At 39.1% G+C, this 19,324-nt stretch carries 20 protein-coding genes and 1 pseudogene; 11 read left to right on the top strand and 10 right to left on the bottom strand.

Annotation, left to right across the window (positions count from 1 at the left end; translation table 11 throughout):
- The first annotated feature begins 182 nt into the window (after positions 1-182).
- Positions 183-1,097 carry an EamA family transporter gene (locus OO7_RS03605; RefSeq protein WP_008914608.1) on the top strand — a complete coding sequence of 305 codons (915 nt, stop codon included), beginning with the start codon at positions 183-185 and terminating at the stop codon, positions 1,095-1,097.
- Between the two features lie 98 nt (positions 1,098-1,195).
- Here the strand turns inward: OO7_RS03605 and efp are convergent, their stop codons facing one another.
- Positions 1,196-1,762, bottom strand: a complete 567-nt coding sequence (efp, locus tag OO7_RS03600) for an elongation factor P (protein ID WP_008914607.1) — start codon at positions 1,760-1,762, stop codon at positions 1,196-1,198.
- A 44-nt stretch (positions 1,763-1,806) separates the two neighbouring features.
- Between efp and epmB the strand changes: the two genes are divergently transcribed.
- The gene (gene epmB, locus OO7_RS03595; protein ID WP_008914606.1) at positions 1,807-2,835 is read left to right on the top strand and encodes an EF-P beta-lysylation protein EpmB; all 1,029 of its coding nucleotides are present in this window, start codon (positions 1,807-1,809) and stop codon (positions 2,833-2,835) included.
- 51 nt (positions 2,836-2,886) lie between these two features.
- Here the strand turns inward: epmB and OO7_RS03590 are convergent, their stop codons facing one another.
- The gene (locus tag OO7_RS03590; RefSeq protein WP_008914605.1) at positions 2,887-3,231 is read right to left on the bottom strand and encodes a DUF4156 domain-containing protein; all 345 of its coding nucleotides are present in this window, start codon (positions 3,229-3,231) and stop codon (positions 2,887-2,889) included.
- Positions 3,232-4,005: 774 nt separating this feature from the next.
- Here OO7_RS03590 and srlA point away from each other — a divergent pair.
- The 8 genes from srlA (at position 4,006) to OO7_RS03550 (ending at position 9,707) form a co-directional block, all read left to right on the top strand.
- Positions 4,006-4,554, top strand: coding sequence for a PTS glucitol/sorbitol transporter subunit IIC (gene srlA / locus OO7_RS03585; RefSeq protein WP_008914604.1), 549 nt, complete (start codon positions 4,006-4,008; stop codon positions 4,552-4,554).
- A 23-nt stretch (positions 4,555-4,577) separates the two neighbouring features.
- Positions 4,578-5,597 carry a PTS glucitol/sorbitol transporter subunit IIB gene (gene srlE / locus OO7_RS03580; protein WP_008914603.1) on the top strand — a complete coding sequence of 340 codons (1,020 nt, stop codon included), beginning with the start codon at positions 4,578-4,580 and terminating at the stop codon, positions 5,595-5,597.
- 7 nt (positions 5,598-5,604) lie between these two features.
- The gene (gene srlB / locus OO7_RS03575) at positions 5,605-5,967 is read left to right on the top strand and encodes a PTS glucitol/sorbitol transporter subunit IIA (RefSeq protein ID WP_156823163.1); all 363 of its coding nucleotides are present in this window, start codon (positions 5,605-5,607) and stop codon (positions 5,965-5,967) included.
- A 9-nt stretch (positions 5,968-5,976) separates the two neighbouring features.
- On the top strand, positions 5,977-6,756 hold the full coding sequence (srlD, locus tag OO7_RS03570) for a sorbitol-6-phosphate dehydrogenase (RefSeq protein WP_008914601.1): 780 nt from the start codon (positions 5,977-5,979) through the stop codon (positions 6,754-6,756).
- A gap of 59 nt (positions 6,757-6,815) precedes the next feature.
- Positions 6,816-7,181 carry a transcriptional regulator GutM gene (gene gutM, locus OO7_RS03565; RefSeq protein WP_008914600.1) on the top strand — a complete coding sequence of 122 codons (366 nt, stop codon included), beginning with the start codon at positions 6,816-6,818 and terminating at the stop codon, positions 7,179-7,181.
- A gap of 81 nt (positions 7,182-7,262) precedes the next feature.
- The gene (gene srlR / locus OO7_RS03560) at positions 7,263-8,036 is read left to right on the top strand and encodes a glucitol operon DNA-binding transcriptional repressor SrlR (protein WP_008914599.1); all 774 of its coding nucleotides are present in this window, start codon (positions 7,263-7,265) and stop codon (positions 8,034-8,036) included.
- Complete coding sequence (locus OO7_RS03555; RefSeq protein ID WP_008914598.1) at positions 8,029-8,988, top strand: KpsF/GutQ family sugar-phosphate isomerase; 960 nt, start codon at positions 8,029-8,031, stop codon at positions 8,986-8,988. Before srlR ends, OO7_RS03555 begins: the two co-directional genes overlap by 8 nt.
- Positions 8,989-9,041: 53 nt before the next feature.
- Positions 9,042-9,707 (top strand): transaldolase family protein, encoded by a 666-nt coding sequence (locus tag OO7_RS03550; RefSeq protein WP_008914597.1) that lies wholly within the window; start codon positions 9,042-9,044, stop codon positions 9,705-9,707.
- A gap of 276 nt (positions 9,708-9,983) precedes the next feature.
- Here OO7_RS03550 and OO7_RS17605 read toward each other — a convergent pair.
- Together OO7_RS17605 and OO7_RS03545 are read right to left on the bottom strand one after the other, a co-directional pair.
- Positions 9,984-10,325: pseudogene (locus OO7_RS17605) on the bottom strand (GAD-like domain-containing protein).
- Between the two features lie 18 nt (positions 10,326-10,343).
- Complete coding sequence (locus OO7_RS03545; RefSeq protein WP_008914596.1) at positions 10,344-10,973, bottom strand: GAD-like domain-containing protein; 630 nt, start codon at positions 10,971-10,973, stop codon at positions 10,344-10,346.
- A gap of 76 nt (positions 10,974-11,049) precedes the next feature.
- On the opposite strand from OO7_RS03545, the gene OO7_RS16395 reads away from it, so the two are divergent.
- Complete coding sequence (locus OO7_RS16395; RefSeq protein WP_156823126.1) at positions 11,050-11,229, top strand: hypothetical protein; 180 nt, start codon at positions 11,050-11,052, stop codon at positions 11,227-11,229.
- Positions 11,230-11,320: 91 nt separating this feature from the next.
- Here the strand turns inward: OO7_RS16395 and OO7_RS03540 are convergent, their stop codons facing one another.
- The 6 genes from OO7_RS03540 to OO7_RS03515 are packed head-to-tail and all read right to left on the bottom strand — an operon-like array spanning position 11,321 to position 19,097.
- A complete protein-coding gene (locus tag OO7_RS03540) occupies positions 11,321-11,668 on the bottom strand; it encodes an Imm50 family immunity protein (protein WP_008914595.1) in 348 nt (115 codons plus the stop codon).
- 55 nt (positions 11,669-11,723) lie between these two features.
- Entirely contained in the window at positions 11,724-14,732 is a 3,009-nt protein-coding gene (locus OO7_RS03535) for a DUF6531 domain-containing protein (RefSeq protein ID WP_008914594.1), read from the bottom strand.
- On the bottom strand, positions 14,630-15,640 hold the full coding sequence (locus OO7_RS03530) for a hypothetical protein (protein ID WP_008914593.1): 1,011 nt from the start codon (positions 15,638-15,640) through the stop codon (positions 14,630-14,632). The genes OO7_RS03535 and OO7_RS03530 overlap by 103 nt, the downstream gene beginning before the upstream one ends.
- 9 nt (positions 15,641-15,649) lie before the next feature.
- Positions 15,650-16,006: a DUF4150 domain-containing protein gene (locus OO7_RS03525; RefSeq protein WP_008914592.1), complete on the bottom strand. Its 357-nt coding sequence runs from the start codon at positions 16,004-16,006 to the stop codon at positions 15,650-15,652.
- Positions 15,999-17,210 carry a DUF2169 family type VI secretion system accessory protein gene (locus OO7_RS03520; protein WP_008914591.1) on the bottom strand — a complete coding sequence of 404 codons (1,212 nt, stop codon included), beginning with the start codon at positions 17,208-17,210 and terminating at the stop codon, positions 15,999-16,001. The genes OO7_RS03525 and OO7_RS03520 overlap by 8 nt, the downstream gene beginning before the upstream one ends.
- A gap of 12 nt (positions 17,211-17,222) precedes the next feature.
- Positions 17,223-19,097, bottom strand: a complete 1,875-nt coding sequence (locus OO7_RS03515) for a type VI secretion system Vgr family protein (RefSeq protein ID WP_419177240.1) — start codon at positions 19,095-19,097, stop codon at positions 17,223-17,225.
- Between the last annotated feature and the right edge of the window lie 227 nt (positions 19,098-19,324).

The following is a 19,324-nucleotide window of genomic DNA, read 5'->3' as shown; positions in this document are numbered from 1 at the left end:
TGTATTATAAGTGCTCATCGAAATGGACTCAAGCCACATAAAATAACAAATAAGCTACAATCAACCCTAAAAATACACATATTTGATTTTTATTAATAGCAACATTCATCATCACTATCGCATATTCAGATCAGCAAGCGTAAAGTAAATCATTAGGCTTAGAATAAATATTGAGAAATAACATGAGCTTTAAAGACATATTACTTGCATTATGCGTTGTGATTATTTGGGGTGTTAATTTTGTGATTATTAAACTTGGTGTCACAGCACTTCCACCATTATTATTGGGCGCATTACGCTTTTTATTCGTGGCATTTCCAGCGGTTTTTTTCTTTAAACGCCCCAAGGTTCCTTTTAAACTGATATTAATTTATGGCTTAACCATTAGCTTCGGGCAGTTTGCCTTTCTTTTTTGTGCCATCCGTGTGGGCATGCCTGCTGGTATCACGTCCGTTATTTTACAATCTCAAGCATTTTTTACCTTATTGCTCGGCGCTATTGTTTTAAAAGAATCTCTACGACTTCCTCATTTTTTCGGCATGCTAATCGCCGTTTTTGGCCTGACTATCTTAGCAAAAGGCGCAACGGAAGGCGGCCTTGATGATATACCAATGTTGGGATTAATTTTTACATTAATTGCTGGTTTTTCATGGGCCTGTGGAAATATTACCAATAGAATGATCATGCAACATCCGGGTTCAGAAAAATGTAGTTCGCTTTCCCTAGTTAGCTGGAGTGCTTTGATTCCAATTATTCCATTTTTAATCAGTTCTTGGATTTTTGAAGGTCAAGAAGCCATGACTCAAGGATTATTAGGTTTTAATTGGTCAATATTTGGTACTATTCTTTACCTAGCTTATTTATCAACCTTTGTTGGTTATGGCCTGTGGGGAGTACTTTTAGGCCGCTATGAAGCATGGCGTGTCGCCCCTTTCTCTCTTTTAGTCCCACTATTTGGATTAAGTAGCAGTGTATTATTTCTAGGTGAACATGTTAATGGAATACAAATTACCGGATTAACATTAATGATGATTGGATTAATTATCACTCTTTTTGGACAACGAATTATCCAGAGTCTAAGAAAACAAACTAATTAGAAATTAGATTGGATACAGTAAACCAATTAGCATTTATTTATAAATAAAAAAACCGTAATACTTTTCATATATTACGGTTTTTTAGCTTCAAGAAAGACTTATTTCACGCGAGAAACGTATTCGCCTGAACGAGTATCAACCTTGATAACTTCACCAATTTGTACAAACAGTGGAACTTTAACAACTGCACCTGTGCTCAGGGTTGCTGGTTTACCACCAGTACCTGCGGTATCACCTTTCAGACCTGGGTCTGTTTCTGTTACTTCTAACTCAACAAAGTTAGGTGGAGTCACAGAGATTGGACGGCCATTCCACAGAGTTAGGATACAATCTGCTTGGTCAATCAACCATTTAGCATTATCGCCCACTGCTTTCTCATCAGCTGCAAGCTGTTCAAAAGTTTCGTTGTTCATGAAATGCCAAAACTCACCATCGTTATAAAGGTAAGTTAAGTTCATATCCATGACATCTGCGCCTTCTACAGAATCAGTAGACTTAAATGTTTTTTCCAACAATTTGTTAGAAATCAGTTTACGGATGCGAACACGTGCAAATGCTTGACCTTTACCTGGTTTAACAAATTCACTTTCAAGAATTGCACAAGGCTCACCATCTAACATGATTTTAAGACCTGAGCGGAATTCATTGGTACTATAAGTAGCCATGGAGATCCTCTAAATTTATAAACTAAATATGGCATAGCCAAAAAATGGTCGATATTGTAACTCAAAACATCCCATCCAGAGAAGTCTGGATACAACAACTTGCTGAAGCAATCACTAATCCTGATGAATTGCTACAAATATTAGGGTTAGAAAACCACCAAGCATCGAAAGATGGTAATGATGCACGTAAATTATTCCCTTTACGTGTACCAATACCGTTTATTTCACGAATGAAAAAAGGTGATCCACAAGATCCCCTGCTTTTACAGGTATTAACTGCAAAAGCGGAATTCGATACCCATCCGGGTTTTTCTACGGATCCATTAGAAGAACAAGATAATGAGATCCCAAGTTTACTACATAAATATCACAACCGCGCATTGATGCTGGTGAAAGGAGGCTGTGCAGTTAACTGTCGTTACTGTTTTCGCCGGCATTTTCCCTATGAAGATAACAAGGGGAACAAAAATAATTGGTTGGTTGCGCTGGATTATATAAAAAAACACGCTGAACTCAATGAAATCATCTTCTCGGGTGGCGATCCTTTAATGGCAAAAGATAATGAACTCGATTGGTTAATTGAACAACTGGAAGCTATTCCGCATATTCAACGCCTACGAATTCATTCTCGTTTACCGGTAGTCATACCCGAACGTATAACAGATCGTTTATGTAGAAGGCTGGCCTGCTCCCGCTTTCAAGTTATTATGGTGACACATATTAACCATGCTAACGAAATAGATGATGCTCTTAAAAACGCCATGCGAAAGTTAAAAAATGCAGGTGTGACTTTGCTAAATCAAAGTGTGCTGCTACGCGATGTAAATAACAACTCAGAAACTTTAGCAAATTTAAGTAATGCATTATTTGATGCAGGTATTCTACCTTACTATTTACACGTTTTAGATAAAGTTCAGGGTGCTGCACATTTTTTAGTGAGTGACCAAGAAGCCCGAGAGCTAATACAAGAATTGTTAGGCAAAGTTTCTGGCTATCTCGTTCCAAAACTCGCTAGAGAAATTGGCGGTGAGCCGAGTAAAACATTGCTCAATCTAAACCTAAAACAGAATTAAAATGAAAATGAAAACGCCCGGAGCATACTGTTCGGGCGTTAATGATTCATTTTAGGGACACTTATAAACCTGACCCACCATTTTACTATCTACGGGAATGAAACTAGAAAGAATGGTTTCACTTGGACTAGTCGCGCCAAAAATAACATTACCACCCATTTGACCTGCTTTATTGCGCAAATCATTTGCAGCACCGCGCATAGAGCTTGAGTCACTATTTACACCACTTAACCAGTTGCTTTGAGTTCCGACAACTTGCCCAAGGAGCTGACAATCACTTCCAGGTTGATTTTCAACGAAACGAACTTGTGAACCTGCAGCAGTTAAATTATTTGTTGTCGAGCAGCCAGCTAAAAGCATTAATGCCGCAGCACCAAGCAATACTTTAATTCGCATGTTTTCCCTCATTTATCATAGTGTTATTTCAGCTAGCTTAAAAGATCACTCATTCCCTTTCGCTTTCAATACACCACCGTTATGAGCTAAATAATTGGGTAAAATCCAATTAACCATCAACACATTATTATAAACTATGTTCTGATGAGCTTTAATCACACTGTTCGATTGAAATTATTGGGCATCAATAAAATGATCCATCGAAGTATGCTATACATTTAAAACATACTGCTAACGAAACAGAGTCTAACACAAAACAGCCATAACACCTTTGTCAGCGAGTTACTTATCAACCATTTTTTTCTTAATAGTAAATATAACCTGACGCATCACCTTTAAGCAAAAATAAATATAAAAATCTTGATGTAATAAAAATATTTAGCCCGATTCTTATAAAAGATAAAACATCATTTTTACTAAATAAGAAAAATGAGCCGTGAAATTCATCATTAAATCTAAATGAGCCTATTCATTTTTGATAAATTAATCCGTATTTATGCTTGCTTTGTGCTCCACCTAACGTTTTAATTCGTTTTGAGATAAGCAAATGTAGTCATTGTATCCATCCCCACCTCAAAAAAATGCATACCAACACGATTTATTTAACTTAATCGCCACATTCTTTCATTTTGACAGATTTTACTTTCAAAATAATCAAATAAACATTTCATTATGTGATCTATTTAAAATATTTTTAATTTCAAATTGAGTATATTTAATTTCGAAGAGTAAGTTATACAGATAAAAACAACGATCCTCATAGGGGAATACATAATGATCGATTCGATTACGTTCGGTGCGGAATGGTTTATTGGACTATTCCAGAAAGGTGGTGAAGTTTTTGTTGGTATGGTGACAGGAATTTTACCGTTACTCATTAGCCTATTAGTTGTAATGAACGCATTGATTAAATTTGTTGGCCAACACCGTATTGAAAAACTCGCACAAAAATGTGCAGGGAATCCAGTCTCACGTTACCTACTATTACCATTGATTGGTACTTTTGTATTTTGTAACCCAATGACTCTCAGTCTTGGGCGTTTCATGCCAGAGAAATACAAACCAAGCTATTATGCAGCAGCATCCTATAGCTGCCATTCAATGAATGGTCTATTTCCCCATGTCAATCCGGGTGAACTGTTCGTTTATCTCGGTATTGCCAGTGGGTTAACAACTCTTGGCTTGCCTCTAGGTCCTCTTGCAGTCAGCTATTTCCTTGTCGGCTTAGTCACTAACTTTTTCCGAGGTTGGGTAACAGACCTAACAACAAGCTTATTTGAACGAAAAATGCGCATTAAGCTTGATAGCAAAGTCCACCTATAACAACAGCTCGGCGGAGAACAAACATGACAGCATTTATTCGTATCGAAAAAGGACAAAGTGGTTGGGGTGGACCTTTAAAACTTGAAATCCAACCAGGGAAAAAATTGGTTTACATTACCGCAGGCACACGCCCAAGTATTGTCGACACTATCTGTAATATCACAGGTTGGGAAGCCATTGATGGTTTTAAAGAAGGCGAACCACCTTCTGAAGAAATTGGCTTAGTGATTATTGATTGTGGCGGTACTTTACGTTGCGGTATTTACCCAAAACGCCGTGTACCAACAATTAATATTCATGCAACAGGAAAATCAGGACCATTAGCGCAATATATCTTAGAAGATATTTATGTTTCAGGCGTTAAACCTGAAAATATCAGAAAAATCGAGCGTGATACTCAGCAAAATCAACCTGTAACAACACCAATTGTTGAGCAACAAACAGCAGCACCAGCCCAATCGCAAGCAGCACAAGAGAAAACCTATGACACCAGTAAAAAAATCACAGAACAAAGTGATGGGTTGCTCGCAAAAATTGGTATCGGAATGGGGACTATCGTCGCTGAATTTTTCCAAGCAGGTCGCGACACCATTGATACCGTTTTAAAAACTATTTTGCCTTTTATGGCATTTGTATCCGCAATTATCGGGATCATCATGGCATCAGGGCTAGGTGACTTAATTGCTAATGGGCTAACACCTCTTGCGACAAACCCTATGGGACTTGTCTTACTTGCTCTGATTTGTTCATTCCCATTGTTATCGCCCTTCTTAGGCCCTGGTGCTGTTATTGCACAAGTTATTGGTGTGCTGATTGGGGTACAAATCGGTTTAGGTAATATTCCACCTCATCTAGCACTGCCTGCACTATTTGCGATTAATGCTCAAGCAGCCGCAGACTTTATCCCCGTCGGATTATCGCTGGCAGAAGCGAAACAAGATACCGTGCGCATCGGGGTACCATCAGTATTAGTTGGCCGATTTTTAACAGGTGCACCAACTGTACTTATCGCTTGGGCTGTCTCTGCATTTATTTATCAGTAAGAAGGTAATTATGACAATTTTTGAAACCAAGATAATAAAAATAGGTGACTGCGCTCTCGAAGCTCTACAGGACAACATGATGATCCTGTTTCGAGATGGCGGCCCAGCAGATATCGAAGAATACTGCTTTATCCACCAACACGGGGAATTAGTTAAGGAATTAAAATCAGGTGCAACTTTTCAGCTAGGAAACCAACAATTTCCTGTTACAGCAGTAGGCGAAGTCGCGAACTTAAACTTACGTGAACTGGGTCATATTACATTGATTTTTGATGGTCAATCACATGCTGAGTTGCCGGGAGCAGTACATGTACAAGGTAATGTACCTGCGAGTGTCGAATCTGACGTTATTGTAAAGTTTATTGATTAGAGGTGAATTATGTCTGAAGTAGCTGTTGTTGTCGGTGGAGGACAAACACTCGGTGCTTTTCTCTGTAAAGGTTTAGCAGATGCAGGTTACCGTGTCGCTGTTGCTGATTTAAATAGTGATAATGCCAAAAAAGTTGCAGCAGAAATTAATGCAGAATATGGTGAAGGCACCGCGTCCGGCTTTGAAGTTAATGCAACCAATGAACAAAGTGTTGCTAATCTTGCTAAAGCGGTAGATGAAACTTTTCACCAAGTCAATGTATTGGTTTACAGTGCTGGTGTCGCAAAAGCATCACCAATTACCCAATTCCCATTAATGGATTTTGAAACCTCTTTACAAGTTAATTTAGTTGGCTATTTCTTGTGTGCTCGCGAGTTTTCTAAATTAATGATACGCGATAATATTCAAGGCCGTATTATTCAAATTAACTCTAAATCCGGTAAAGTCGGTAGCAAGCACAACTCCGGTTACAGTGCAGCGAAATTTGGTGGGGTTGGTTTAACACAATCTTTGGCTCTTGATTTAGCTGAATATGGCATCACTGTACACTCACTCATGCTAGGTAACCTACTCAAATCGCCAATGTTCCAATCATTAATCCCTCAATATGCGCAAAAATTGGGGATTGAGCCAGAAGAGGTTGAAGCAACTTATACTGCCAAAGTACCACTCAATCGAGGCTGTGACTACCAAGATGTATTAAATGTTCTACTGTTTTATGCAAGTGATAAAGCATCCTATTGCACAGGACAGTCAATTAATATTACTGGCGGTCAAGTCATGTTCTAATTAGCGTGGGGAAATAGCAATACTGTTGTTTCCCCGCCATTTTGGTTAGGAAGATAAATATGGGAACTGAAATAATTGTAATAGCGGCTATTGCATGGTTAAGCCAGATTTTTTTCGGGTGGTATCAATTACGTAGTTTCAACCGCATGTTTGATAAACTTTGTGAACAAGGCCGCGTTGGCTTAGGTCGTTCAATGGGAAATCGCTTTAGTTTTAAACCAAGAGTGATAATTGCATTAGCAATAGATGAAAATGAAAAAATTATTTCGGCTATTATCATGAAGGGGTTAACGGTATTTGCAAGACCTAAAACGTTGACTAGCATTTGTGGCTATCATATCCAAGATATTGATCCAGAAAAAATTTTTCCAAAGTGGAAAACGTGTCAAGAAGCGTTAGCTAACGCAATAACACCAAAAGTATAATGTTTTAAAGTAAAAGGAAATTTACTTCATAATGAGTTATTATTTATGAAAAATAAAACCTTACTTTAAGGCTAATTGATAATGAAACCAAAGCAAAGACAAAATGCTATTGTGGCATTTCTACAAAAAAATGGAAAAACGACGGTTGGTGACCTCGTTGACTATTTTGAAACGACAGGAACGACAATTCGTAAAGATCTCACTGAACTTGAAAAACGTAATGAAGTCATCAGGACTTATGGCGGCGTAATGCTTAGCCATGAAGAAGGAGATCAACCTTTAGACCGCAAAACGCACATTAATACAGAGAAAAAACGTTTAATTGCGCAGGCCGCAGCAAAATTCATTCATGACGGTGATTCCCTGATCCTTGATACAGGCAGTACCGTCTTACAATTAGTCAATTTTTTAAAACAGTTTAACAATATTACTGTGATGACTAACAGTCTGCATATTGTAAATGCCCTATCCGAGCTTGATGGTGACCAAACTATTTTAATGCCGGGCGGAACATTACGGAAAAAATCCTCTTCATTTCATGGCAGCCTTGCAGAATCCGCTTTCCGCTTCTTTAATTTCGACAAATTATTTATTGGTGCCGATGGTATTGATTTAAATATTGGTGTAACGACTTTTAATGAAGTTCACTCTGTCAGTAAAGCAATGTGTGACGCCGCTGAAAAAATTATCTTAATGGCTGATTCATCAAAATTTGGTCGCAAAAGTCCTAACATTGTTTGTACTCTCGATAAAATCGACACCATTATTACCGATCCAGAACTGCCAGATGAATACCTCCAAGCATTACAAAAAAAAGGCATCAATGTCATTTTAGCGGGGAAGAGTGATGACTAATTCAGATAAAATTCTTGCCTATGCTAAGGAAACTTTAGCAATAGAGCTTGCGGAAGCACATAACTTATTTAATAGCCTCAATGCTGATTTTGTTAAAAGCTGTGAATTAATTTTGGGCTGCAAAGGCAAGGTCATTGTTTCTGGCATGGGAAAATCAGGGCATATTGGCAAAAAGATAGCAGCCTCTTTAGCAAGTACTGGCACTCCTGCATTTTTTGTACACCCCGCCGAAGCATTACACGGTGATTTAGGGATGATAACGAGCCAAGATATATTTGTTTTTATCTCTAACTCTGGTCGCGCTATTGAATTGCAAACAATCATTCCTGTCTTAAAAGAGTTAAATATTCCTATCATTGCTATCACAAATGGAATGGACTCTTTTCTTGCAGCACAAGCAGATAGCGTTTTACATTTGGCTGTAACCCGTGAAGCCTGCCCTATGGGATTAGCCCCAACCTCAAGTGCCGTAAATACATTATTGCTTGGTGATGCATTAGCAATGGCATTAATGCGTATACGGAATTTCAATGAAGAGAATTTTGCACGATCTCACCCAGGTGGCAGTTTAGGTGCAAGTTTATTAAATAAAGTCGCCAATCTGATGCGTACAGGCGAGAGAATTCCTCAAGTTAATCATAATGCAACCATTTTAGATGCAATGGCAGAATTAACACGTACAGGAATGGGGTTAGTGATTGCATGCAATGAACACCAACAAGTTGAAGGTATTTTCACAGATGGTGATTTGCGTCGGGCTTTACTAAAAGGCAAGCAGCTACAGGATAAACTTGATCCTTTACTCACTCGCCCTGGCTATAAGCTGGCAGAGCATCTGAATGTTGCCACTGCTGTAGAAAAATTGTATGAGCGACAAATCAGTGCCGCGCCTGTTGTGAATAGTGATGGCATATTAGTTGGCGCTATCAATTTATACGACTTGCGCCAGTAAAATTAGAGCAGATAAGCACTCAATAAAGATCATATTTAAGCACAGGAGAAATGATGGAACTGTATATTGATAGTGCAGATTGCACGGCTATTGCTGAATTAGCAAAAATGATACCAATCAATGGGGTAACGACAAATCCATCCATCATGGCAAAGGCGGGAGTTGATCCTATTGAGGTGCTTACTGATCTGCGAAAAATCCTTGGTGAACACGCACTATTATTTGCCCAAGTGTTAGCCACCAATACCTCGGATATTATTAAAGAAGCTCAATATCTACATAATTTAGACGCCAATATGATCGTAAAGATCCCTGCTAATTTAGCGGGCATAGCCGCAATTAATGAATTGAAAAAACAAGAAATTCGAACACTAGCGACAGCCGTTTATTCAACTTCTCAAGCCATCATGGCCGCTTTTGCTGGGGCAGAATATATTGCGCCATATTTTAATCGCATGGACAATAATGGTATTGATGCCAAAAAAGTCATCACTGAAATCCAACAATTTATTCAGCTACAAAAAATTGACTGCAAAATACTGGCAGCAAGCTTTAAGAATACCCATCAAGTTGTTGATTGTTTATTAGCAGGTGCAACCGCCGTCACTTTACCAGTTGATGTGCTGCATAATATGGTTAATTCAGCTCTCGCTGACAACGCGATAAATGATTTTTGCCGTGATTGGCAGCAAGCTTATAAACGAATAAGTTTCATTTAATCAAACAAACTTTTTCGACCATAAATAGTGCCAGCCTGTAATACGTTGTTTTGACAGAGGATAAGCCGGAGATTCATTAATTTTCTGGCTATCCACGGTTTTGGTTTTACTCAGCCGCCGACCAAAAGGTTCAAAGCAAAAAATTTCATTTTCATTGAGCTCGCCATGTTTCTCAATTAAAGAAAGAAAAATATCGGCGGGATCTAGATTTTTCTTTCTTTATTATTTGGTAAATTTGATAAATTTGTCTATTTCGCTCTTCTTGAAATACTTTATTTATTTCAGATAAAGTTTCGATAATTCCATAGCACGATAATATCCTACAAATAAATCTATATTGATCACCAAATAAATAAAGGTCACCAAAACCCGAAAATTATCCATTTCAATTAGATGCGTACCATCTAACCATTCAAGAACAACGTCTTTATACAGAGAAGGGTTAACAAAAGAAAAAAGACCATATTGATAACTACTTCAGCCTTCATTTATCCAACAATTAAGTAAATTGTCGGGTAAAATTGTTTTCCATTTTGCAATATGCTCAGGTGGAACATAACAAGAGGCTGTTGCTTCACCAAGACTGTCAATTATTGATGAAAAATAAAGGTCTCTCATTATATTTCCTCTTTGAAACTACACATTAATTTCATTAATTTCTGGTTCAGCTAGTTGGGCTAAAATTGATAAATGAATACGTGCATCGACTTTTTGAATATATTTAATATCCAGCTCGCCACCTAAAATAATCGCAGGCTCAAAACCAAATATTTCATTATCACCGAGAGGCCCAAATTTTTTGACTGCCTTTTCAAAAAGACCTTTTTTGTTATAGTCGTCAATCTCAGATAAAACAAATAGTGACTCTATTGTATTATTTTTAAATTTTTCCGTATTAATATTATTAATCGTTTTTTTCTGGACAAAAATTGTATTGTAAATTGAACTTATATCTATGCAATGACCAGTTTTTTCACCACATAAGTAGATATTCCCAAATCCATTAATAGCAATCGCATGGAAACTATCAATTTCCTCTAAATAAGTATTTTCCAGCCATTCATCTACGATATCCTCATAATCATCAGGGTCCACAATAGTAAATAATCCATTATAATAACTACTCCACCCTTCATTGTGCCAATAGGTCAAAAGTAATTCAGGTAACTTACCTCGCCACTTTTCAATTTCCGCCTCAGAAACATAACGTGGAATTGTGGCTTCTCCAAATTTTTCAATAAATAATTCAAAAGCTTCATCGCGCATTTTACTTTCCTTTTCATCGACAGACTTCTAATTCCATATTCATTTTAGTATTACCTAACCCACTTGGTTTTGGATCGTGCCACCCACCAGCAACCATATCAGGTTCACCGTCAAAATCTTAAACGGCTATTTGGTTTTGATACCCGACAGCGAAGATATTCGAGCGATGAAGCAGCAGAACCAACAACAGCAAGCGCAACTCAGAGCCATCACACACACCATGCATGAGCTGATGCCGGGGTATGTCATCGGCTAAAAGGTAAACTGAGCGATTCTTAAACATGAAGAAGCCAGAAGATTATGGGATCTTTCTAGCTTTTTTGTTCTGATTGACAATTAGTTAAATATTAATCCCACTTTTCATCTAGATAAGGATTTATATCTCTAATTGTCAAAAACTGAGCAATACAGTTTAAATAAAAATTATCATGGGAAATATTCACATGAACCTTGTTATCTATGTATTTGATAGTTGGTGTACATTCGAAGCCAAGGCTAGTTCCTTTACATTCAAAATGAATAATGTCACCAAGTTCTAACGTAACACTCAATGCATTAAATTCATTTTTTTTCCACTTAGCCGGGAATACGGATGGAATATTTTTACTATAAAAACCAAGCCGCAGAGAAGAATGCGCATAAAACAAACAAGTATTAATTTCAATATGTTCAATAGAAAACTCATCATTAAACATGTGCTTGATTTTTCTTTATACATGGCATTTTCAAACCACATAATTATGATCTCCCTTAATATTCATAATGTTCAGAGGTTCCCGGAATTTTCCCATTCCTTGAACTGGCTCCCGTTTCTGGATCAAATGGCCTTATATTAAAATGTGATAGCGGAAAAACCGGAGATTCATTAATTTTCTGGCTATCCACAGTTTTGGTTTTACTCAGCCGCCGACCAAAAGCATCATAAGTATATTGCCAACAATCCCCGTTAGRCGTGAAACAGGCCGTTAATTGATTTAAGGTATTCCACAGATAATGCCACGTTTTTGGGCGATAGCCGTGCTCATGAACGACTTTCTTTTCTAATCGACCATTGCAATCATAATGATAATCTTGATAACCCCGCGCTAGCCCTCGGCGCACCACTCGCCCAGCCTGTTGCTTTTGTGCAAGTTGCAGCATTGCGGTTTGTGCACCTTCCGGCACAACACCATGTTCGATCAGGTTTAAGTTGGCATCATATTGAAAACGTTCATAATGGCTACGATATTGGCTACTGTATTGCGTTTCCGTAATCTGATCATTCGCATTGTAATGATATTGTGTGCGCTGCCAACGAGCGTCTTCTATTCCTACCACATTATGCGCACGGTCATAATAGAAAGAGCGATGAACATCGCTACAAACTGGTGGAACGTGTGGATTATCTTGCAATGAGTGCAAGAACTGTTCAGAGCCGCGTCCGGCTCGTTGGTGGGCTAATAGCCCTGAGGCAGTATAGTGGCTGGAGTTAGCAAATCCAGTTTCACTATGGCGTAGAGACTCTTGACCGAGCGCATTGTAGCTAAAATGCAACGGTCGATGTTGGTTGATTTGAAGTTGCGTCAGTTCACCCAATAGCCCAAAGGCGTAGTTCAGTTCTCGCTCGCCAAAACGTGTTTGAGCCAATGTTTGCGTATTTTCATCCCACTGATGCTGAATTTTGCGCCCATTAATCCGCTCGCAAATCAGATGCCCTTGCTCATCATAATCAAACTCCACAACTGAATCGGGATTGGTTGCTTTGATTAACTGGAAACGTGCATCATAATCATAAGTTGTTATCGACAAACATTGAGCACCATTTTCCTCAACACGCCATTCACTTTGTTCTATCACCAATCCCGAAGCATTATAGCGCCAACGTAGTTCATGATTATCGGGATAACATGTGGCGATACGACGCCCTAATCGGTCATAGCGGTACTCTAGAACGCGCCCTGTAAAATCGGTTTCCCGAATAACTTGCCCCGCGAGATCTCGCTCAAAGGTGTAAGTTTCACCTAACGCATTAATGACTGATTTTAATCGAGTGAGTGGATCATACTCAAAATGGATAACCGTCCCATCAGGACGAACCATTTCCATTAATAAATCAAAAGCGCCATAACGATAACGTGTTGTGCGGCCTTCACCATCAGTGACTGCTGTCACTCGGCGTTCGCTATCATATTCAATATGTTGATGTACACCATCAGGTAATAATACATCACTTAAGCTGCCGTTGACGCCATCATGGTGTTCACTGTAGCGATAATGCGTCGTATGTTTCAGTGCATCAGTGTATGTTTGCAAACGCCCCAGTTCATCAAATTGAAATTCGGTACTATTTTGGTATGGATTGGTGCTTTTAATTAATTGATGCGCCGCATTATATTCATATTGCCACTGCGCCCCATTTGGAGAAATAGCTTTCAGTAGCTCTCCGTGTTGGCTATATTCGTAAGTCTGGACTTGACCTTGTGGGGTGGTGATAGTGGAGAGATTATGGTCAATATCATATTCAAGGCGCCATTCATCCCCTAATGGGGAAATATATCGTGTAAGCTGCCCCGCATCATTGTATTCATAACCAATATGACGTTTATCCGGAAGATAAATTTGTGCAATTAATCCATCAGGGTGATAGGTATAATAGGTAGTTTCACCTATATCATTGGTTTCACTTATTTTTTTAAAGTCACACCACTGTGTACGCGTTTCTCGACCCAATGGATCAAGTGTACGTATAACGAGTTGGTCTTCATTATAATAATAACGAAAATGCCCACCAGTACCATCGACATAAGTATTAAGTAATAAGGTATCATCATAGAAGAAACGATCGCACCAATAGCCACTGTCTGAGTGAGTTTGTATAACACGCCCTTGCTTATCATAGGCAATGTGGAGTGCGGTTTGATCAGTATCTCGCCATGAAGTCATCCAACCTTCAGCAGTATAGGTATGCCAGAGGTGGTTTTGTTGAAAAGCATCACATTCGCTCAAATAGCCATAAATATCATATTGGCAAGTGACTAATCGCTGAGTGGCGCCTGCGTATTCATAGTCAATCTGGATCAGCTGGTTATATTGATAATATAATCTGATTAAAAAGCCGTCATCCCGCAAAATATGGCTGAGTTGTTGATTTTCATTGTAATAAAAATTTAAAGCCACACCTTGTAGGTTAGTGATTTTGAGTAAACGGCAATGTAATGAAGTGGATATATCAAAGTGGTATACACATTGACGACGAGTATCCTGTATTTGAAGCGCGGTTTGTTTATGGCCGAGTAATAAATAATGGGGAGCACGTAAATTTCTTGAACGGATATCATCTTTCGGGGTATCAAAAGAATATAAATTCCCTTCTGGATCTTGAAAGTCAATGGTATCACCATGTAATTTCAAGAACATGGACCAATTATCCGCCCATTTTTCGCCAAAAATCCCTGTAGGAGATTGAGTTGAGTAATAAGTTCGCGTTAATTCAATGGGCAATAATCCCGGAATACGAATAACAGGCCAGGCTTGAATAAGGTCACCCTTTACAATATCAACGGGGTCACCACACGTATTTTTATTTAAGGTGGAATTATTTTCACCTTGTTTTGATGTTTTAGTCTCTGATGATTCTTTTTTTACCTGACTTGATGCCGTCTCTGAAGGCTTGTTTTCTACGGTCTCTCGCGGTTTAACTGTTCCGCCCGCGTCTTGACTTGGTTTAGAGGTTTTTTTGTGATATTTTGCTTTATTATTCCGGCAGACTGTTTCAACCATCCTGTTGGGATGATTGACATCAAAAATGCCCCTCCTTTCTCCGCATCTGATAATTTATTAAACCGGATAAAATCAAACGCAGATTTCCCAACCTGATCTTGAACGAATTGAGCATGCTCCTCCATACCCCGTTTCCATTTATCACTGAATAGCCCAGCAATTTTTGAGCCCAAAACACTTCCTGTAATTTCAATGATTTGTGCCCCAGTGTGAATAATATCAAGTAAATCAGGTATAGTATTCCATTGGTTTTTTAATCCACCCGCAAGGCCTTCAAAAGGAGAATCAATAGCTGCTGACACCTCATGCTCAACTTGCGTGACCCACTGATTAAAATTTTGTTGTTCCTCTTGGGCCCATTCTGTTAAGTCTTGTTTTCGTTCTTCAGCCCATTGACGCACATTATCAATCTCTTTAGCAGATAATAAAGAAGCTGAATGCTGTGTTAGTATTTTTTTCTCAGTGGGAGTTTGGAGTGAAACAAGGGGGTTAGCATTTTTTACGGACCCTGATGATGGTTTTGCTTGGTTTGTGACAATACCTTGTGTATTACCATTAGCAGAGAGGCTTGAACCTTTTTGTATTTCGCTATCTCGTTTACTAATAAATCCAGTATCAGGAAGATCTTTTTCAACCTGATTTAATTCAGGTAAATTAAGCTGCGGATTTTGTTGTTGGAATATGGCATATTCTTCGGGCAAAAACTTACCAACTGAAATTTTCTCATCAGTATTATCATAGAAGTCGATATAAAAAATACTATTACCAGTATCATCATCTACGGCGTTAGTGTATATATCCCAATCAACAACGTTATCTTTGACTTGTTCAAATGGCCGAATAGGTTTAGCTTTTTCACTTGTTGCAGACACAAGCATAACATCGTGAATAATTTCATCATCTGACATTTTTTATCCCTATTTTCCATTCATCCAAAATTTATCACCATGACGAAGTATTGGCTTTTTCCCTATTCGAACACTTTTTGAATGCTCAATGGGATAACATTTCCCACTAACCGTGCCACTTTTCACCCCGTTTGCGACCCCCGCTTCATCACCTAAAGTCGTTGGGATATAACTTTGGTCAAACACCACAACAGGGTGGCCGTTAGCTTTAACTGATGGCACAACAGAAACCGCCGATTCTAATTTGGCAATAACAGGATAAGGAATTGGCGGGGTTGATGATCCCATTGGTGTTTTACAAACATCGGGCGTTAAGCTAATCACCAACCAATCACCTTGCTGGCGAGCTAAATAATTATCAGCCATGGCTCAATTCCTTAGTCGATTCAGAAAAACGGACTAAAGGTGCATCCGGATCTATTTCAAATCGAGTTTCACACACTCGTATTGGGAGAGAGGCTTTAAATATTAAACGATAAGTCAATGATAATTGTAATTTTTCTGAATCAATCATTAAGGTATCTAAATTAAGATGAAGAGGAGCAAAAAGGCCATTTTCCATCCGTAATAAGACAAAAGGACGATGTCCCGGTAATGTCGTTCTGAGTTCACCTTTTGGCGTTAAATTTTTGAGTGTGAGCGAAAAATCTGCGGAGGGATAATCAATTTGCTGATCTGCGGGAGCACAGTTCCAATAGCCAAAATCAAAATCATAAGGAAGATAAGGATGACGCTGATTTAGCCATTTTTCATCATAGGTTCCGGCCAATAAACGTCTCGGTAACCATGCCCGACCAATAGCACCAAATCCTGCTGAAATAGGTTGTAATTGTTCATTATTTAACTGTTCAGTGGCCCATTTAGCAGTAACGGGATGCGTTAAAGATTCAATTTGTGGAGCGGGTAATACAGTGATTCCTTTTGACTTTTGATACCATGATGTCATAAATCCTTGTCCTAACGGATTGTATTCATAGGTCGCATGAGCGATCGGCGCTAATTCTTTTTCTGGATGATCTTGGCGTAACGCTTCTGTCAATAAAACCTCATCAGGAATAGAGTATTCTAATTTTTGTCCCTCATAAATTTTACATTCCCCCCCAAATGCATAACGATAATCAATTGGTAACTGACGAATTGGTTTAGGAACACTCAATTGCCATTGATTTAATGCTTCATTTAGGACAAATTGGAGTTCACCAAAACATCGTATTGATTTTTCGAGTAAAATATTTTTATTTTGATTGACGATAAGTAAAGAAGCAATGATTGACTCAGCGGGAATATTATCCGGCGCATAAGCCATACCATTTAAAATAACATCACAGCGTGGTTTAAACGGCGCCAAGTCACTTTCTGCAAGAACTGAGGATGTGTTAGGTTTGCTGACAAATTGGTCTGAAAACTCAAGCGTTAAATCAGTCAATAAATGAGGTATATAGTCATAACTATTTTCTGTGGGAACAAGGCTATACCCAACTTTCATCACAACAACATGATGCTCGATATCATCGACATCAAGCATCTTATAGTTCATCACTGAAAATGGTGTAAGATTTCGAAACTCCATCAAGTGCCCTCCTTAATTTATATCCACATCTTTCCCAGTGATTTGGACATGGCCTGAGGCTTCAAAAGTGAACTTTTGACCATTAATCGTGATATTACCGCCACTATCCATACGCAGAACACTTGCACCACAACGGAGTTCAATCACATCACCTACATTAATTGAAAGAGTGTTTCCCACAGTAATGCTCTTATCTTGACCAACTGTTTCTGTGTTATCTTTATTTATCGTTTCAGTTCGCTTGCCTTTCACCAACATGGCTTGGTCGTTATCCACTACTTCGTTGTGGTTATGTAATACATGGGTATGACGATCATTAAGAACTTTGGTATTCATGTCCTTTTGGGCATGAATAAACACTTCCTGTTTACCCTCTTCATCTTCAAAACGCAGTTCGTTAAACCCATCACCTTTGTGGGTTTTTGTTCGAAATGTGGTGCGGGTTTTATTTTCAGGAAACTTGATAGGCGGAGCGTTGCGCCCGTCATAGGTACAACCTGTAATAATCGGGCGATCTAAGTCACCATTCAGGTAACTGACTTGAACAATCGTGCCGATCCTTGGTACAGCAGAAAAACCATATCCATTACCGCTCCAGCCCATCGCTACACGCACCCAACAAGAGGCACCATGGTTTGGCTTACCATAGCGATCCCAATGAAAATGCACTTTGACCGCACCATATTCATTGACATAAATCTCTTCGCCTTCAGGCCCCACAACGGTGGCTAATTCATCACCATCGGCCGTTGGTTTATAGCGATAAGGTGGTCGCCATTCTTCACGACCCGGAATAAATGACACCGAATTACTCAGTTGAGTTCCTTCCCCGCCACCATTATCAGCAAGCGGCTGTACGCCATGATGCGTGACGGAAATAACTTGCCAGCTATCATTCATCAAGGGATTGGGATGGCGAGTTAAAGTAACTATTTTTCCGGGACGTAGTGCAAAACAATTTGTGTTGGCTTGCCCTACACGGCTTCCACTGCGCAGTTGTTCAAAACGGACTTTAGTGAGTGGCTCACCTTCGGCATCTAACTGAAAACGTCCATAACTTTCAAAAATACTGTGTTGGCCGCCTTCGTCTAATTTTTCTTGATGTGACAATGGATAAGATGGACGAATGTAATTGTTATCTTTTTGAATAGTTTCATCGACACATAAATACTCACCGTATTGCCACGCTGTCGCGGTACTGTCAGTAATATCCGTGTCAGCTTGTGGGTTATAGGTCAGATTAATGCCCGCTGTCATTCCTAAGTGTTCATCGCTATAGAACATTTTGTCTTCTTCAAACCAAAAGTTAATCCCTTCTTCAAATGCAATGCGACACCAAAAATCAAAGGCTGACTCTCGTTTCTGAGTGGTGTAATCACGAACAGGATGTAAATCTTCTCGGTAGAAAAGGCTCTCCGATTTGACATGCGCTTCATTCAATAAAGTCTGCAAAATTGTGGGCACATTTTGGTCTTGGAAAATGCGGCTGTCTTGATTCAGTGTCATAATCCACATTTCGGGACGAATATCAAACTGATACCATGTTTTTACACCATCCGTATTGCCTTGAACGGCGCCTGCTAAAATCCCATTTACAGTTCGAATTATTTGCCCATTCCGTTTTACCGTCAGTGAGGAGGCTTGACCTAATAGCAACTGAAAGTCCATCGTTGGCAGTAAGCTGACCGCATTAATAGTCAGTTTAAAAAGTGAGGAAAGCCCTTCGGTTAAACTAAAATCTGTGACTTGTAATGTCCCTGGCGGCAGTATGCCAATTTCACAAGTAAAGACTAAGCCACTGGGGTTGGGGTTAAGTCCCAATGCACTAAGTAAGGCGGATTGAGCCGCTTCGGCAACATCTGAGTATGATCCAAAATTTGACGCCATTGATAGCCCACTTTGTGCCATGTTGATAGCTTGTCGGGTTGTGCCGGAAGCTTGTGATAGAGCAATATTTTGAGCTTGATTAATCGCTTCATCTTGCAGTATGGCGGTTGGGTCAAATGCAGGATTTTTCGGATCTTTAGCGAACATGGATAAGCTCCAAGTAAACGGAATATAAAAGGCAAAAAGTTAAAATAGCGATGACGAGCCCCGAAAGGCTCGTGAGAAGC

The organism is Providencia sneebia DSM 19967 (assembly GCF_000314895.2).
Lineage (GTDB): Bacteria > Pseudomonadota > Gammaproteobacteria > Enterobacterales > Enterobacteriaceae > Providencia > Providencia sneebia.
This window is presented reverse-complemented; position numbering and strand designations above follow the sequence as displayed.

Excerpts from the sequence above, each read along its gene's own strand:
- OO7_RS03540 (WP_008914595.1), bottom strand. The coding sequence starts at position 11,668 with ATGTTTAATGATGAGTTTTCTATTGAACATATTGAAATTAATACTTGT.
- OO7_RS03515 (WP_419177240.1), bottom strand. The coding sequence starts at position 19,097 with ATGGCGTCAAATTTTGGATCATACTCAGATGTTGCCGAAGCGGCTCAA.
- OO7_RS03605 (WP_008914608.1), top strand. The coding sequence starts at position 183 with ATGAGCTTTAAAGACATATTACTTGCATTATGCGTTGTGATTATTTGG.
- OO7_RS03545 (WP_008914596.1), bottom strand. The coding sequence starts at position 10,973 with ATGCGCGATGAAGCTTTTGAATTATTTATTGAAAAATTTGGAGAAGCC.
- srlA (WP_008914604.1), top strand. The coding sequence starts at position 4,006 with ATGATCGATTCGATTACGTTCGGTGCGGAATGGTTTATTGGACTATTC.
- OO7_RS03555 (WP_008914598.1), top strand. The coding sequence starts at position 8,029 with ATGACTAATTCAGATAAAATTCTTGCCTATGCTAAGGAAACTTTAGCA.
- srlE (WP_008914603.1), top strand. The coding sequence starts at position 4,578 with ATGACAGCATTTATTCGTATCGAAAAAGGACAAAGTGGTTGGGGTGGA.
- OO7_RS03520 (WP_008914591.1), bottom strand. The coding sequence starts at position 17,210 with ATGGAGTTTCGAAATCTTACACCATTTTCAGTGATGAACTATAAGATG.
- gutM (WP_008914600.1), top strand. The coding sequence starts at position 6,816 with ATGGGAACTGAAATAATTGTAATAGCGGCTATTGCATGGTTAAGCCAG.
- OO7_RS03530 (WP_008914593.1), bottom strand. The coding sequence starts at position 15,640 with ATGTCAGATGATGAAATTATTCACGATGTTATGCTTGTGTCTGCAACA.
- OO7_RS03525 (WP_008914592.1), bottom strand. The coding sequence starts at position 16,006 with ATGGCTGATAATTATTTAGCTCGCCAGCAAGGTGATTGGTTGGTGATT.
- efp (WP_008914607.1), bottom strand. The coding sequence starts at position 1,762 with ATGGCTACTTATAGTACCAATGAATTCCGCTCAGGTCTTAAAATCATG.
- epmB (WP_008914606.1), top strand. The coding sequence starts at position 1,807 with ATGGTCGATATTGTAACTCAAAACATCCCATCCAGAGAAGTCTGGATA.
- srlD (WP_008914601.1), top strand. The coding sequence starts at position 5,977 with ATGTCTGAAGTAGCTGTTGTTGTCGGTGGAGGACAAACACTCGGTGCT.
- srlR (WP_008914599.1), top strand. The coding sequence starts at position 7,263 with ATGAAACCAAAGCAAAGACAAAATGCTATTGTGGCATTTCTACAAAAA.
- OO7_RS03550 (WP_008914597.1), top strand. The coding sequence starts at position 9,042 with ATGGAACTGTATATTGATAGTGCAGATTGCACGGCTATTGCTGAATTA.
- OO7_RS03590 (WP_008914605.1), bottom strand. The coding sequence starts at position 3,231 with ATGCGAATTAAAGTATTGCTTGGTGCTGCGGCATTAATGCTTTTAGCT.